Below are 14,769 nucleotides of genomic sequence, written 5' to 3' on the forward strand. Positions count from 1 at the left end.
TCTGAAATATAATTATGACAAAAGTATTTTTAATCAAAAATACCCATGTCGTAAAGTGCCAGCATTACAAGTACACAACCCAACAAAATAAATCCGGTAATCAAAACATTTTCACGCACTTTCATATTGCGCTTCCATGCATTAGCATTAATTCCTTCAATAATATGGTCGATGATCATGTGCGCGCGAACATATGCACTTTCTCCTTTTATGATATAATCATAAGCACCATTGTCGATTGTTGCAATAGCCACTTTTAAATCATCCTGACCACTCATCATAATTACATAAGTATCGGGATTTGAAACGCGAATTTTACGTAGAATCTCCAGGCCGTTGGCAGCATCTGTTTTAATGCCATCCAAATAATAATCCAATACAACAATATCAGGATTTTCATGCATTTTATCCAGACAGTTTTCGCCATTGGAAAAAATATTCACCTTAATATCATACTCCGATTTTTTTTCGAGATGATTTTTTAACAGGATGAGATGTGTAGTATCATCATCAACTAAGAATACGCGATATTGTTTGTTTTTCATTATTGTTGGATTTTTTCAAATGCAGTTTGTAATTGAAGTAGCCCTGATTCACACGACAAAAGTACAGTATTAATTTTTCCCTCCAAAAGGTGGAGCTGAGTTTTTTCTTTTGCTGAAAGCTCAATATCCTTAGCAAGCGCTACAGTTTCGTTAAGTCCCAGATATTGCAAACCGCTTTTCATTTTATGCGCCGCAGCCCGCACACCATCCCAATCTCCCCCTTCAAATGCCGTTTTGAGCTTCTCCAGGTCTCTTGGCGTTTCCGTAAGCATCACCTGCATAATTTTAGCCTGTAATTCCACATCGCTGCCGGTTAGTGTATTCAGGTAATCTAAATTAATAGCCGGCGTTATTTGAGGCGTGTTAACCGTAACTTCTTCTGCAGGAAACGCATAGCCGGACTTTTTTAATAATTCAACAATTTTTTTCGCTAAAATATGTGGTGCCACCGGTTTAGAAACATAATCGTCCATTCCTGCTTCAATACATTTATCGGCTTCACCGGTGGTTGCATATGCCGTAAATGCTAAAATCGGAATAGTAGCAACCGGAGCGGTCATTTTACGAATTGCACGTGTAGCATCCAACCCATTCATTTCGGGCATTTGAACATCCATTAATATAATATCATAACGGGTTGTCTGCAATTTTTCCAAAACTTCTTTACCGTGATTCGCTATATCAATTTTCATTTCCGGCCAGGTCAATTTCAGTAATTCGGAAGTAACCAACTGATTTATCGGATGATCATCCGCCAACAGCAGTCGACATTGACCCACATTCGGTATCGTATTATCACTTGCAGATTGCCCACTTTCAGCGAGCATTATTTCAGGTGAAACTTTAAAGTCTATCTCAAAAATAAATTCACTGCCCTCGCCGGGTTTACTGCGCACCATGATTGCTCCTTGTAGCATATCTACCAGCTTTTTAACAATGGCCAAACCTAAGCCCGTTCCCCCGTAAACCCTTGTGGTATCGGCATTTGCCTGTGTAAAACTTTCAAAAATGGTATTGAGTTTTTCGGGACTGATACCAATTCCGGTATCTTTTACACTAAAATATAATCGTGCCTTTTCATCAATAATATCAATCAGTTTTACACCAACACGAATTTCTCCGGCCGGGGTAAATTTTATGGCATTGCTAATGAGGTTTAATAGAATTTGATTTAATCGCAATTGATCTCCGGCAACAGAAACAGGAATTGTTGGGTCAACATCCAAAACTATTTTAATATTTTTTTCAAGTGCTTTAAACTGAATCGTATAAATTAAATCGTTAATTACCTGTTGAACAGAAAAATATTTTTCTTCCAATTGTAATTTCCCTGCTTCAATTTTCGAAAAATCTAAAATATCATTAATCAACTGCAATAAACTCACTGCAGAAGTATCAACGGCCTTTAAATATTCCTGTTGTTTTTCATTTAATGGTGTTTGATGTAATAAATGTACCATACCCACAATTGCATTAATTGGTGTACGAATTTCATGGCTCATATTGGCAAGAAATTCTGCTTTAAATTTATTTGCCTGCTCTGCCAGTTCTTTTGCGCGTTGTAATGCTTCAGCTTTTTTTCTAAAAGTGATATCGCGTATAATCCCCTGATAACCAACGGGTATTCCGGCAGCATCATATTTAATGGCAGATGTAATGAGGCAATCAATTAATTCTCCATCTTTCTTTTTCAGCTTTAATTCATAATCAATTACCTCTGTATTTTCGGCAATTATTTTTTTGAAATTGTCACGGTCTTCGGGATTGGCATAAGTATTTTCAACATTTAATTGTTTGAGTTCATCATAACTGTAACCCAACAATTCAACAGTGGCCTTATTAAATTCCAAAAAACGACCATCAGAACTTGTAAAATAAATGGCATCGGTAAGTTGCTCCAGCAGGGAGCGGTATTTTAATTCACTTTTATATAATTCGCGCTCAATACTTTTGCTATGCATGTAGTATTTCGATAGCAATTCGCGTAACTGTTCCGTGAAATCAAATTCCGACATCTTTTACAAATTAACGCATTATAAATCAGATTTTTAACACTCCACAATAATCCGCCTATATTTGCAGCCATGTTGCAGGTAAAACAAATTGTAACGCTCGTTGAGCAGCATATTCAGGATGCAGGATTTCCCGCTGAACCTTCGGGTTTGTATGACCCGGCCCGCTATATTCTGGCGGCTGGCGGTAAACGTATTCGCCCTTGTTTAACTTTAATGAGTGCAAATTTATTTACCGAACATCCCGAAACACATTTACCTGTAGCCCTTGCAATGGAAGTGTTTCACAATTTTACACTGGTGCATGATGATATCATGGACAATGCGCCTGTTCGACGAGGTATGCCAACCGTTCATGAAAAATGGAATACGCATACAGGTATTTTATCCGGCGATGTTATGATGATTCAGGCTTACCGTTTAATGTGCAGCACAAAAAACGTGCGACTACCGGAATTGCTCGATATGTTTAATATCACTGCCATGCAGGTATGCGAAGGGCAACAATCAGATATGGATTTTGAACAACGCAACGATGTGCATTTACAGGAATATATTGAAATGATTACCTTCAAAACTTCTGTGTTGTTGGGTTGCTGCATGTATTGTGGCGCGTTGGCTGCAGGCGCAAACCAAAAAGATGCGGAACGTTTGTATAAAACCGGACTTGAATTAGGTGTCAGTTTCCAGATTAAAGATGATTTGTTAGATGCTTATGGCAATGAAAAAGAATTCGGTAAAAAACCGGGTGGTGATATCATCCAAAACAAAAAAACCTATCTCCTGTTGGAAGCATTAGAAAAAGCACAGGGACAAGATAAAACCCGCTTAATGGAATTAATGCAATCTAAACCAACTGATGAAGCGGCCAAGATTGCGGAGGTGCTCAGCATATTTGAAAAATACCATATTCGCGAAGCTGCAGAAAATACCATGGCGTTCCATTACAATGCCGCCATTCAGTCGCTGGGTGAGGTAGATGTTCCGGAATCGGCTAAAGTTGAATTACACCAACTTATTACCTCTGTTTTTGGAAGAAATTATTAATCCCGGTGCATCTTTTTCAGCAACCATTCCATTTCCGTTAAAATAATGGCTGTAGCGCCCCAAACTGCTTCTCCTGCTATGTTGTAACAAGGTGCATTAAAGGTGGCTTCTTTGCGTTGTATCATTGTAAAGCCTTTAATTTCTTCATTCAATAAGATATCAACCGGCGTTTCTATAATGTAATCAACTTCCGTTTTATCAGCAATAAATACCGGTTCATTTTCTACATAACCGATGTATGGAAATACAAAAAAATTGCTTGGTGGAATATACACATCACTCAGTTTACCAATAATGTGAATTTCCTCCATCGGAATACCAATTTCCTCCATTGTTTCTCTTTTTGCGGTGTAGGGCTCATCAATATCACCAACTTCAGCCTTACCACCCGGAAAACTTACCTGTCCGCCATGCACACCATCATAACTCGGTCGTTTAATCAAAACCATCTGAATGGCATCTTGCTTTTCATACAATAACAGCAAAACACAAGCTCTTTTCGCATCGGGATAATCTGCCACATCAAAATTTTTAATCGGCCTTGTTACCGGAGCCATGGTTTTATGCGCTTCCATTCCGGGCAAGGGTTCTTTTAACAATTGATATAATGTGTCTGCAAATTCTTTTATCATAAAGCTGTAATAATTACATTTGATGCACCAAAGTATTTCATTTTTTCTTAAATTAGTTCCAAATATATCGGTTGCATGAAAAAATCAGTTTTACTCCTCTGCTTTACTGCTGCCATTTCTCCCATTTTTGCCGGTCACAATGCTAAAACAGGAGACTTACAATTTGTTCAAAATGATGGTCAATGGGCAAATCACATTCAGTATCAGGCTCCTTTGTATGGCGGAACCTTATTTCTTGAAAAAAACTGTTTTACCTACGTTTTTTCCAATTCAGCTGAAATTTCCGAGTTTAAACATGGTGGCAATCCTGCTGATCTTGCCAATTTCGTGTATAAACAACATGCCTATAAAACCACTTTTGTTAATGCCAATACCAACGTAAATCCAACTGGCGAAAATAAATTCAATAACTATTACAATTATTTTTTGGGAGATGATGCTGCATCCTGGCATGGAAAAGTTCCGGCTTTTGGAGCGATTCGTTATCCCGGTTTATATAATGGAACAGATTTGCTTGTTTACAGCAGAAGTAATTCCATGAAATACGATTTTATTGTCGCCCCCGGTGCAGATGCAAGCCTAATCAAAATGCAATACGACGGACTGGATAACATGCAAATTAAGGATGGCAATCTTGAATTAACAACCAGCATCAATACGATTATGGAATTGCACCCTGTTGCATGGCAGGTAATTAATGGTATAAAAGTTGATGTATTATGTGATTTTGTATTGGAGGTAAACAATGTAACATTCTCATTTCCAAATGGTTATGATAAAAATTACGAACTGATTATCGACCCGGCAACTTTGATTTTTGCGAGTTATTCCGGCTCCACTTCCGATAACTGGGGATACTCTGCTACCTACGATGCCGATGGCAATTTATACGGTGCAGGCATTGCTTTTGCCGATGGTTATCCGGTTACTTTAGGTGCATATCAAACCGATTGGGCCGGTGGTGCGGGATCTTATGTTGCAGATATTACCGTATCGAAATTTTCTGCTGATGGGACGAGTTTGATATACTCAACTTATCTCGGTGGAACCAATGAAGATTTACCTTACAGTATTATTGTAAACAATGATGACGAACTCATTATTTACGGGGCAACCGGTTCAGCGAACTTCCCGACAACTGTGGATGCGTACGACAAAACATTTAATGGTGGTCCGGCAGAACTGGTAGATTATGTATTAAACTTTACAGCAGGCAGCGATGCTTACGTTGCGCGCCTAAGTGCCGATGGTGCTGATTTATTGGGTTCAACCTTCTTCGGCGGAACGCAAAATGAAGCGCTTAACACAGGAGTTATCAGTTACAATTATGGCGACCATGCCCGTGGTGAAGTTAACCTCGACAATTCGGGGAATATTCTGATTGCTTCGTGCACACGTTCTAATAACCTGCCAACTACAGCAGGTGCCATTCAAACCACTTTTGGCGGACAGCAGGATGGATTTGTTGCCAGTTTTAATATCAATTTGAACACCTTGTTGTGGAGCAGTTTTGCAGGTGGTTCCAGTGATGATGGTGCTTATAGTATTAAACCTACAACCGATAATAAATTTTTAATCTGCGGTGGAACATCCAGCACTAATATAGAAACAACTGCCGGAGCACTCAACGAAAGTTATTTAGGTGGTGTGGCAGATGGTTTTTTAATGATGATCAATAACGATGCTACCAATTTATTGGCAGCTACTTATATAGGAACTTCCGATTACGACCAGTGTTATCTGGCCGATTTGGATGCATCAAATGGCGTTTATATCATGGGCCAAACCCAGGGCGATTATCCTGTGGTTGGCGATGTTTACGTGAATCCAGGCGGAACGCAATTTGTCAGCAAACTCGACCCTGATTTAACCACCCTCGAATTTTCAACGGTGTTTGGTAGTGGTAGTGAAGATGTGAATATTTCTCCTACAGCATTTTTAGTGGATAATTGCGGTAATATTTTTGTTTGCGGATGGGGCGGCGCGGTTAACTCAAGTTTTAATCCCAATACCGGAAATGTTAACGGCATGGACATTTCAGCCGATGCATTTCAGTCTACAACCGATGGCAGCGACTTTTACCTGGCCATTTTCAGTGAAAATATAGGTTCTCTTTTTTATGCTACCTATTTTGGTGGCCCAATCAGCGATGAACATGTGGATGGCGGAACCAGTCGTTTTTCTAAAGAAGGGGTAGTTTACCACGCTGTTTGCGCCGGATGCACTAGTTTAGATGACTTCCCAACCACTGAAGGTGTTGTAAGTAACACGAATAATAGTGCAAACTGTAATCTTGGTGTGTTTAAATTTTCACTCGCACCTCCACCTACTACTGCTGAATTTGATGTGGATCCTTCGGAAGGTTGTTTCCCATTGGATGTAACCACCAATAATGGCAGTATTAATGCAGATGGCTATATCTGGGATTTTGGGGATGGTTCAACATCTACAAGTGAAAACCCTACACATACTTATGATGAACCGGGAACATATACCTTAACATTAATTGCTTCAACCGAAGTTGGTTGTGGTATTAGTGATACCGTTTATGCTACCGTAAACGTATTTGACTTTCCTGAAGCTGCTTTTGATCATACGCCTGAACAAACTACCGTATTTTACCCGGTAAACTTTGATGATATGAGCACAGATGCCAGCTCCTGGTTTTGGGAATTTGGTGATGGCGCAACTTCTACCGAACAAAATCCGATTCACCTCTACCCTTCCAATGGCGCATTTGAAGTTTGTTTAACTGTCACTAATGCCGATGGTTGTTCAAACAAAACCTGTGATACTATTATTATTGAGGAGATTTCATTGTTGGATGTTCCAAATGCCTTTTCTCCAAATGGCGATAATAACAATGATGAATTTAGGCCATTGAATTATGGATTAACGGATTATGAATTTTCAGTGTATAACCGTTGGGGCGAATTACTTTTTATCACCAGTTCAACAACTGCAGGTTGGGACGGATATTACGAGGGTAAATTACAGGAAATCGGCACTTATGTGTATGTAGTTAGCGGTAAAGGTGTTGATGCCGTGCAGTATTACAAACAAGGCAATTTTACGTTGGTATTGTAACGCCGTATTTTTCAATTCAATAAAAATAATCCAATTTTACCCATACAATTCAGGGTATGTATCTGCTTTCACGTATTAAACCATATTTTGGCATTATACTTTATGGCATCGCGCTGGCAATATTGCTGGTGCTCCTCAAGTGGCTGGAATACCGATACCTGATTCAATCTAATACTATAGAAATTTACATCGGATTAATTGCCATTTTATTTACTGTTCTTGGAATTTGGGTAGGTGGAAAAATAATAAAACCTAAAACTGAAATTAAAATTGTAAAAGAAGAAGTGCTGGTTCCGGTTTCCGGTTTTGATGCTGAAAAATCAAAAAAAGTCCAGGAACTTTTTGGCATCACAAAACGCGAATTTGAAATTTTAACATTGATAGCAAAAGGTTTGAGCAACGATGAAATTGCAAAAACTTTATTCATATCAGTAAGCAGTGTAAAAACATTAATTAGTCGCCTTTTTAGCAAATTAGATGTTGAAAGGCGGACACAAGCTATTCAAAAAGCAAAAGAAACAGGCTTAATTTCCTAAAAAAGGCAATCTTAAAACCCAATAGTAGCAAGCGTTTTAAATATTTGTCCGAAAGTATGACAAGCAAAATTGCACCCTAAACCATCTTTGTCAAAAAAAAAATAATATGCGAAAAACGATTTTAACCTACGGACTTATTTCAGGTGGTATTGCTGCCTTACTGATGTTAATCACTGCCCTATTTGTGCACGACAAAGAAAACTTCAGCGCCGGTGTTTATGTTGGTTATGCCGGTATCATTTTATCATTTGTATTGGTTTATTTCGGTATTAAAAGTTATCGGGATAAATACAGGAATGGCATCATTTCATTCGGAAAAGCATTTCAGGTAGGTATTCTGATTGCGACAATATCTAGTTTAATTTATGTGCTAGCATGGATGAGTTATAGTCCTTACCTGATGCCCGATTTCCCTCAAAAATATGCTAAAGCCCAAATCGAAAATGCCAAGGAAGCAGGGAAGACTGAAGCAGAAGTTGCACAGATTGAAAAAGATATGCAAAACTATTTAGAATCAGTTGAAAACCCGCTGATTTATGGGTTGATGACCTTTGCAGAACCATTTCCGGTGGGATTAATTATCACACTGATTTCATCACTCATATTAAAGCGAAAAACACAAATGGGCACCATGGATCAGGTGTAATATTTGTCAACAGAGATAATCCTCCACATAATTATCAGAATATAAAAGCCTGCACATAAATATTGCAGGCTTTTGCATTCAAAAAAATGTTGTTATATTTATAAACCATGGGAGAACTAGCCATCCTTATAGCCCTGATTTTTGATTTCCGTCAGCGGAAAACCCTCGTTTTACAGTTATTACAATTTATGTTTATTGTATTTCCAATAACAATGGGATTAACAATTTTGCTTTTTTATCCCGTTTATCGAAATTTCACATATGGCGTATTGATGGTATTTCCTGTATACATCCCAATGCTGTTTCTATACAAAACAATTTATCAGAAATTATTGGGAAGATTAAGGAAAACCGATAAAACATCTGAAAGTAACGAGTAATTGACAGGCCTCTTAATGGTAAAATACCAGGGAAGCATTTGCCGATATCAATTAAAATTCCGCTTTGAACTCATACAGTTCAGAACCCATTGTAAAAATCCGTATAATCTCATCCTCTGAATAATATATTTTTTTAACAGGAACGTAAAATGATGAAGTTTCCTTAGGTTGTTCAGATTTAGAAGATTTATCTGCAATTTGATACGTTGTCGAGGAAAGGATTACATCACCTGCATTTGTTACCAATGCAGATAAAACATATTGATTATCAGGCATTTCGAAAAGCGTAGTTGCGTTTGTTTCTGTGTAGATTTTTAAAAGTACTTTTTCCTGATACAACAAAATAAAATTATTATTCTGGGATACTTGCCAATTAATAATAGAGTCAGTGAACATCGAGTTATTTCCATAAGCAATTTCTGCCACCTGTAGTTTTGTATCAAAATTGGCAAAATCAATTACATATAATTTTTTTTCGGCACTTAAAGCAAATACTTTTGTGCTGCCAATTTGACCTTTTATATCGACTATATTTTTTATTGGCAATTCAAATGTCTTCGCCTGATTATTGACGATATAGGTAAATAGGTTGTTGGCTTCCAGGATAAGATAATTGCCATCCCCGATGGTTTCCAATTTAAGTAAGGGGTTAGCCGTTTGATAAATGACAGTTGGAGGGGGCACACGACCGGGTTGTTTTTTAATTTCATAGGTAGTTGTCACTTTGTGTAAACTGTATTGTGTTGAACTATTTTTCACAAGTGTAACATAGTCATCTTTTTGAATAGAAACATCAAAATCAATTGGTGCTGTACTTGAATAATACGTGCCGTAACCTTTCCTGCCATAATAAAATCGCTCTTCGAAATCAATTGAATTATTGCAACTTTTTTTACCAAAAAAGTTGAACCATCGTTTTTCATTTCTAATTGAGTAATTGATTTTGACGATAAATTCAGACTGTCTACAATTTGTAAATCCTTATTAAATACATATTGATTTTTATTATTCATCACACCTACAAATGTATTTTCATTCGTATAATTTGAAAGCATTGAAATCATCATCCCTGTTTTTGTCACCAATGAATCTTTACCGGGCGTATTAAAATACACGGTTAATTTACTGTCATTATCGCTGAACTTTTCATTCGCCTTTTCATTTGTTTTTCGCGCGAATTCCTTTACGGGATCAAATCCAATTGCTTCAAAATAATTGCCGATATCATACCGATAAGCCAATTTATAGTGTTTTATCAGAACCAATTCATTTTTAATTTCATCCACATAAAACCCTTGTGTACTATCCGGGCACGCCACTTCTTTGATTAATTCACCGGCCTCATTTATCACAAATACAGATTCACCATTAAATGCATAAAAATTATTTCCTGCCACTGTTGACTGGTAAAAAGAAGTATTTTCCCGTCCGCAATCCAGATATACTGATTTTTTATCGGCTGTATAAATTAGGATTCGGTTGTCGTCACCTGCAGCCATAAGTGATTGATTCGGTCCCACTTGAATTTCCCAGGCTGGCCAAAATTGTGTCTTGAATTTTGTAATTTTTTTTAAAGTCGAATCGTATAATGTTATTTCCCCATTTTCATTACTAATTGCAATTAAACCAGGGCCTGTGGAAACTCTGTAGATTTTCTCACCTCTGAAATGAAGAGTAGTTTCAACCACTCCCAGTAAATTAATTATTTGCAGAAAACCATTATCTCCATAATCATCCCCAACCAAAATAATATGTTTACCATCACTTGTTACAGCGTTGTCATTTACATAACCTTCTGTAATTTCCTGATATAATATCCGTTTATTTGATTTTACATCATAAACCTGCAACATCGAAATGCCATCTACCCCAATAATTAAACCTGATTCCGGGTAATATTTTGGTTGGTCAACATAAAAGAAATTCTCCTGAAGTAAGCCTGATAAAGCAGAATAATTTTGTGAAATAGTTTGTGTATTTGCGATTTTAAAACCAAACACAAATACTAAAAACAATGTAACAGGTATTTTCATAGTGGCGTTCAAATTTACTGTAAAACGGCCAACTTCATTTTTTTGGTATAAAAAAAACCTGCAATTGAATAACTGCAGGCTAAATAAGATATGTTGCGAATTATTTAGTAATTGTTCCTACCTCAATCAATTCGCCGGTGCTGTAATCAAATAAATGATATCCGTTTTCAGCAACAACAATCAACAAACCGTCTGCTGTTATTACATCCAGCGGGTCAGCAATGGATACTTGCTGAATTAAATCTGCTGTTGTTGGTGTAGATAAATTAAACATCTTTAAACCTGCATCGCCATCGCAAACAAATAAATAATTTCCGTCAATGCCCAAACCTCTCGGATTTAACATTTGATAGGTATTAGATAATGTAGGATTTTCTATTGTGCTGATATTAATGATATCTAACTGATTGCTAAATCCATCGCAGGTTGTTCCTGAACGTAATGTAGAATAGGCATAATCACCACTTACCACAACCGGATCGCAACTTGTAGCATGTGCAAATTGAGAAACATAAACGGGATTAAACGGTGCTGCATTATTGTAAATGGAAATACCTGTTGTTGAGCCGATAAATAAATAATCGTTATAAGGGAAAATGGTTTCAATATTCCAGGCCATATCAACATCACCTGAATGAACAGGATTAACCGGTTCATTTAAATTAAATAATTCCATGGTGAAATCAGATAAGCAATACAGGTAATTGTTCGAAACCGCAAAACGCGCCAACGAACCGCCCTTGCTGCCATTTACAGCTAATCCGCCATTAGTGGCGATACTTGAACTACTGGTAAAAAATACCACATCTTCTGTATAAAAATACTCATTATAATCTTCACAAGATTTTGTTAAACTGGTATCAAATTGATTCCAGCCGCTAACTACACCTAACGATTTATCAATCGGAATACTATAGTTTTCATCGTAGCGATAAGGAAATACATCTTGATCACGGTCAACTAAGGTGATATTATTAATATCAGCAACATTAATTGAAATTAAATCGATATAACTATCAGCATATAACACATCACCTTGCATAGCAATATCCACATTTCCCGGAATATTAATAAATGCAATTGGCGTTGGTGCTGCAGGATTTGAAATATTTAATACATGAATGCCTTTATTCATTTCGTTTACAAACAAATAAGGCGCATGGTAATATACTTTTCCGGTTTTTTCCATTTTGCGTGGTGCTTCAACTGCAAACGAAGCACGCAAATCGGAATAGCTCATATAAATTGGTGAATAACCAACAAAGGTGTATTCACGTTCACAGCCCGGACTAATACATGAAGGTAATGAGCTGCCTAATACGAATACAAATAATCCAATACTGAGGAGGTTGATTTTTGGTATTTTCATAGTATGTTGTTTGTTAACAAAAATAAGCAAAGTTTGGAGATTTTAATACCAGGATGGAATGTCATCCTTAAAAAAAATATAACAACTTGATATTCATTGTTTTATGATAATATTTTGACGAAAAATGACCAAACTATTACAAGTTTAAGTGCTGATTTTCGCGCGAATGCAGTGTTGTTGCTACTTTCCCAGTTTTTGAGCGATAATTTTATCAAACGAAGTACAAAATTCAAATACAAACCGGGCATCCTCAGCTTTAATTATCGGTGCAGGAAAATGATATCCTTTTTTATCTAATTGGAGATAGAATGTGTTAACAAAATCAACCATACCATTTTTAATTTGCAACAAATTGATAACGCCTTCATGGTTATGGTTATCTTGAATCATACCGGATGATAACATTAAAAAATTTTGATATCCTTCGGAATTGGTATTTAAGCTGATTGGATAGGAATCAAGAAATTCTTTGCATAGTTTAAGGGCCAGTGTAAAATCTTGATTTTTTATTGCAGCCTCACAATCTGATAATATTTTGGAAAACGAATAGACTGTAGGGTTTTCCGCTTGAGATTGTTCTGCCATAAATGAAAAATTTAAAGCATAAAATAACAATAGATTTATAGCATTTTTTTTAATTGCGTATTAATTAATCATTACACTTATGTAAATATTAATACGAAACATAAATATTTAAAAAACTGCCATCATTAAATAAATCGATTACAGCGTATCCCGCTCTTGTTTCATGATAATATTCATTTTTCCACCAATCGCCTGATACCGCGCCGTTGCAACAAAATGTAATGCCATTATATTCTACCTTGTCCTGTAAATGTATATGTTCGCTCACACACAATTTTACATTTTTGTATTTATTAAACAACGCAACAATTTCTTTTACATCATTATGCATCCACGAACCCGGAATTTGAAATTTTCCGAAGCGTTGTTTCACATCATCTAAAAATACATTTGCACATAAAATCGGTATATGCGAAACAACCAAAACCGGCGTGGATGGCGCGATTGAAGCCAAATCATTTTCGAGCCATTCCATTTGTTCCGCACCCAATTTTGCAGTATACCAAAGTCCGTTACTCTTTTTTTGTGTGCTGTCTAAAAATATAAAATGCCATCCATTTGCATCAAAGCTGTAGTAGGTTTTATCCAGATGTAATTTTTCCTGCGCGAATTTTTTTCCGTATAAAAAATCTTTTTTTTCTGTATACAATCCCCAAATATCATGATTCCCGAGTGTGTTTTTTATTTTTAAAGAACATTCATTTTTTAAAATAGCATGCCATAATGCCCATTGTTTATTTACATCGGGTTTGGTTCTGAACAATGCATCTTCAATTGCATCTCCCCCGTTTATGATAAAATCCGGAGCGTCCTCCATATTTTGTATCGAATGCAAACATTTGGCAAATCCTTTACTCGCAGCTTTATGGTCTGCAATATGTATATCTGTTATATGTGCAATTCTTAAAACCCTTTGTTTATCCGGTTTTACGGGCAAATCAATACGGTTTGCCTTTATCTGACCCGGTAATATTGACCCTGCTCCAATTAACCCTAGTGCTTTTAAAAATTGTTTCCTTTCCATAACCTGAATTTTAATTGCAAAATTCGATTGGGAGTGTTACGTATGTGTTATGGAAACACTATGTTAACATCTATATTAAATGGATTTAAATTAATTCTTTCTAATATTTATTAATATGAAATATGGGTTAGGTTAATAAATCATTAGTAATTACCGACTGTAAAAACATACATCGGAATTACTGTTTTGTTTACAACATTGGGAATCGAATCAGGCGTTGTGATTAAAACAGGGTGTTATTGTGCAATAATATCTGCAAAATTAATTTAATGTAATGCTGAAGCTCAATATAAACATCATTACAGAATGATCAATGTTTTTTGTAATACGTTGTAGGTAATCAGGCGTGAGCTACTTAATTGTAATAATTTACACTGAATCGGCTTATTCAACTTCCTCGGGAGTCACCCCTACGGGGTTTTCCTGAGCTTGGGGGGATGCATTTTTTACCAATATGTCACCGCTATGCGGTTGGTTTTTGAGATAGGATGTAAAGTTGTTTTATAATTCGAATTCGTTCTATAAAGTTTATTTATTTATTGGCTCAATCATTACAATCGTGCATAATTAAAATGTTTTTGTAATACGTTGAAGGTAATCAGGCTTGAGCTGCTGTTTTGTAATAATTTACGCTGTCGGCTTATTCAACTTCTTCGGGTGTCACCCCTACGGGGTTTTCCTGAGCTTGTGGGGACGCATTTTCTACCAATATGTCACCGCTATGCGGTTGGCTTTTAAGTATAGAGTTCAATTTATATTATTATTGGAATTCTTCCTAAATGTTCATTAATTTTTTGGTTATGTAAATTAAATCTTTACCTGCTGAAAAACTTTTAATGTCCATTTCCATATTAAATTAATCCATTTAAATCT

13 protein-coding genes are annotated in these 14,769 nt (G+C 36.4%); 5 read left to right on the forward strand and 8 right to left on the reverse strand.

All coding sequences use genetic code 11. The features are described 5' to 3' along the window. Positions 1–29: 29 nt before the first annotated feature. Positions 30–545 (reverse strand): response regulator, encoded by a 516-nt coding sequence (locus IPI65_19110; GenBank protein ID MBK7443537.1) that lies wholly within the window; start codon positions 543–545, stop codon positions 30–32. Continuing rightward, positions 545–2,560, reverse strand: a complete 2,016-nt coding sequence (locus IPI65_19115) for a response regulator (GenBank protein ID MBK7443538.1) — start codon at positions 2,558–2,560, stop codon at positions 545–547. Before IPI65_19115 ends, IPI65_19110 begins: the two co-directional genes overlap by 1 nt. Positions 2,561–2,629: 69 nt before the next feature. Here IPI65_19115 and IPI65_19120 point away from each other — a divergent pair, with 69 nt between their 5' ends. Beyond that, positions 2,630–3,604 (forward strand): polyprenyl synthetase family protein, encoded by a 975-nt coding sequence (locus IPI65_19120; GenBank protein MBK7443539.1) that lies wholly within the window; start codon positions 2,630–2,632, stop codon positions 3,602–3,604. On the opposite strand, the gene IPI65_19125 is transcribed toward IPI65_19120, so the two are convergent. Next, entirely contained in the window at positions 3,601–4,236 is a 636-nt protein-coding gene (locus IPI65_19125; protein ID MBK7443540.1) for a CoA pyrophosphatase, read from the reverse strand. The genes IPI65_19120 and IPI65_19125 overlap by 4 nt on opposite strands. Positions 4,237–4,311: 75 nt before the next feature. On the opposite strand from IPI65_19125, the gene IPI65_19130 reads away from it, so the two are divergent. The 4 genes from IPI65_19130 (at position 4,312) to IPI65_19145 (ending at position 8,885) form a co-directional block, all read left to right on the forward strand. Then, positions 4,312–7,323, forward strand: coding sequence for a PKD domain-containing protein (locus tag IPI65_19130; protein MBK7443541.1), 3,012 nt, complete (start codon positions 4,312–4,314; stop codon positions 7,321–7,323). Between the two features lie 56 nt (positions 7,324–7,379). Next, positions 7,380–7,859, forward strand: coding sequence for a DNA-binding response regulator (locus IPI65_19135; protein MBK7443542.1), 480 nt, complete (start codon positions 7,380–7,382; stop codon positions 7,857–7,859). A gap of 106 nt (positions 7,860–7,965) precedes the next feature. Continuing rightward, positions 7,966–8,505: a DUF4199 domain-containing protein gene (locus IPI65_19140; protein MBK7443543.1), complete on the forward strand. Its 540-nt coding sequence runs from the start codon at positions 7,966–7,968 to the stop codon at positions 8,503–8,505. A gap of 107 nt (positions 8,506–8,612) precedes the next feature. Further along, complete coding sequence (locus tag IPI65_19145; protein MBK7443544.1) at positions 8,613–8,885, forward strand: hypothetical protein; 273 nt, start codon at positions 8,613–8,615, stop codon at positions 8,883–8,885. A 51-nt stretch (positions 8,886–8,936) separates the two neighbouring features. Here the strand turns inward: IPI65_19145 and IPI65_19150 are convergent, their stop codons facing one another. From IPI65_19150 to IPI65_19170, 5 genes are all read right to left on the reverse strand, one after another. After that, entirely contained in the window at positions 8,937–9,644 is a 708-nt protein-coding gene (locus IPI65_19150; GenBank protein ID MBK7443545.1) for a hypothetical protein, read from the reverse strand. Continuing rightward, positions 9,641–10,918, reverse strand: a complete 1,278-nt coding sequence (locus IPI65_19155) for a WD40 repeat domain-containing protein (GenBank protein ID MBK7443546.1) — start codon at positions 10,916–10,918, stop codon at positions 9,641–9,643. The genes IPI65_19150 and IPI65_19155 overlap by 4 nt, the downstream gene beginning before the upstream one ends. 100 nt (positions 10,919–11,018) lie before the next feature. Beyond that, positions 11,019–12,287, reverse strand: a complete 1,269-nt coding sequence (locus IPI65_19160) for a hypothetical protein (GenBank protein ID MBK7443547.1) — start codon at positions 12,285–12,287, stop codon at positions 11,019–11,021. 180 nt (positions 12,288–12,467) lie between these two features. After that, positions 12,468–12,902: a hypothetical protein gene (locus tag IPI65_19165; GenBank protein MBK7443548.1), complete on the reverse strand. Its 435-nt coding sequence runs from the start codon at positions 12,900–12,902 to the stop codon at positions 12,468–12,470. Positions 12,903–12,960: 58 nt separating this feature from the next. Further along, positions 12,961–13,896, reverse strand: a complete 936-nt coding sequence (locus tag IPI65_19170) for a metallophosphoesterase (protein MBK7443549.1) — start codon at positions 13,894–13,896, stop codon at positions 12,961–12,963. Between the last annotated feature and the right edge of the window lie 873 nt (positions 13,897–14,769).

The sequence above is a fragment of the Bacteroidota bacterium genome, from assembly GCA_016706255.1.
Lineage (GTDB): Bacteria > Bacteroidota > Bacteroidia > Chitinophagales > BACL12 > UBA7236.

Excerpts from the sequence above, each read along its gene's own strand:
- IPI65_19110 (MBK7443537.1), bottom strand. The coding sequence starts at position 545 with ATGAAAAACAAACAATATCGCGTATTCTTAGTTGATGATGATACTACA.
- IPI65_19115 (MBK7443538.1), bottom strand. The coding sequence starts at position 2,560 with ATGTCGGAATTTGATTTCACGGAACAGTTACGCGAATTGCTATCGAAA.
- IPI65_19120 (MBK7443539.1), top strand. The coding sequence starts at position 2,630 with ATGTTGCAGGTAAAACAAATTGTAACGCTCGTTGAGCAGCATATTCAG.
- IPI65_19125 (MBK7443540.1), bottom strand. The coding sequence starts at position 4,236 with ATGATAAAAGAATTTGCAGACACATTATATCAATTGTTAAAAGAACCC.
- IPI65_19130 (MBK7443541.1), top strand. The coding sequence starts at position 4,312 with ATGAAAAAATCAGTTTTACTCCTCTGCTTTACTGCTGCCATTTCTCCC.
- IPI65_19135 (MBK7443542.1), top strand. The coding sequence starts at position 7,380 with ATGTATCTGCTTTCACGTATTAAACCATATTTTGGCATTATACTTTAT.
- IPI65_19140 (MBK7443543.1), top strand. The coding sequence starts at position 7,966 with ATGCGAAAAACGATTTTAACCTACGGACTTATTTCAGGTGGTATTGCT.
- IPI65_19145 (MBK7443544.1), top strand. The coding sequence starts at position 8,613 with ATGGGAGAACTAGCCATCCTTATAGCCCTGATTTTTGATTTCCGTCAG.
- IPI65_19155 (MBK7443546.1), bottom strand. The coding sequence starts at position 10,918 with ATGAAAATACCTGTTACATTGTTTTTAGTATTTGTGTTTGGTTTTAAA.
- IPI65_19160 (MBK7443547.1), bottom strand. The coding sequence starts at position 12,287 with ATGAAAATACCAAAAATCAACCTCCTCAGTATTGGATTATTTGTATTC.
- IPI65_19170 (MBK7443549.1), bottom strand. The coding sequence starts at position 13,896 with ATGGAAAGGAAACAATTTTTAAAAGCACTAGGGTTAATTGGAGCAGGG.